This is a genomic window from Oleiphilus sp. HI0132, from assembly GCF_001635845.1.
Genome location: NZ_LWGJ01000822.1, coordinates 1 through 1,073, shown reverse-complemented (window position 1 = coordinate 1,073; position 1,073 = coordinate 1). Strand labels below are relative to the sequence as shown.

At 44.8% G+C, this 1,073-nt stretch carries 2 protein-coding genes; both read left to right on the top strand.

Going from position 1 to position 1,073, the window contains the following annotated elements:
- A partial coding sequence (locus tag A3766_RS09450; RefSeq protein ID WP_197479479.1) for a HAMP domain-containing sensor histidine kinase occupies positions 1 to 743 on the top strand: 743 nt, incomplete at its 5' end.
- Positions 740 to 1,073: response regulator (locus A3766_RS09445; protein ID WP_156508827.1), on the top strand; the 334-nt coding region annotated here is incomplete at its 3' end. The genes A3766_RS09450 and A3766_RS09445, both read left to right, overlap by 4 nt.

The window sequence follows — 1,073 nt, the reverse complement described above, 5'->3', positions numbered from 1 at the left end:
TAAAGTCTCGACAACATAAGATCAACGAACAAAGAGAACAGTTACTGCTCGACGATCAATTATTGGGTATTGCAACACAAGCCGCGTCTGCTGCTCATCATATCAGTACACCACTATCGACGATGGCCGTGCTCGTTGACGACCTTCAAGCAGATAGCCTGACCCAGGATTTCGACGAAGACCTTACACTCCTGGCGTCTCAAATAGCGATATGTAAAAACGTGTTAGATGACCTTCGGCACCAGGCTCGCCTCAGTCAGCAAGATGAATCTGTCCACTACTTTCTCACCCAGCTAGTGAATGAATTTAGACTCTTACGGCCTAGCGTCAGGCTTGAGAAAAACTGGAACAGCACACAATTCGACGAGTCACCATCGCCAAATATTTCCTCAGATCCATCTTTAAGGATGGCCATTCTGAATATCCTGAATAATGCTGCCGATGCTTCGCCCGAAAGAGTCTGCTTCGAGGCAGATGTTGAACCGGACAAGCTCAGACTCACCATCAGTGATTATGGCAACAGTGATGAAAACAAAGTTTCCCGTATTCTTAGTGCCGCTGAGCAACCATTAGAGTCTGACAAAGAGCATGGTATGGGCATTGGTTTATTTTTATCTCATGCCACGATTAATAGACATCATGGAAAAATAAGCGTTGAAAGAGCAGATAAGTCGGGCACTCGCATTCATATTTCCCTGTCACTTGTAAGCTCACACCCAGCCGAAGAGCAGAAAATAAAATGACTAAGAGTATCCTTATCCTAGATGACGACCAAACCTTTTCTACGACACTTGCCCGGTCATTTAAACGACGAGGCTACAATAGCTTCGCCGCAAACAGTATTGAAGAAGCCAAAGGCATATTAACGGATACGAGCATAAATTTTGCTGTGGTTGACCTAAAGATCGATCAGGAAAGTGGTTTGCAGTTTCTGGCGATTCTAAAAGAACACTCACCTCAAACCAAGGCACTGATTCTGACAGGTTATTCCAGCATTAGCACAACGGTTGAAGCGATGAAGCTGGGTTCAGTGAATTACCTATGCAAACCTGTGACCACCGATGTCATTATCA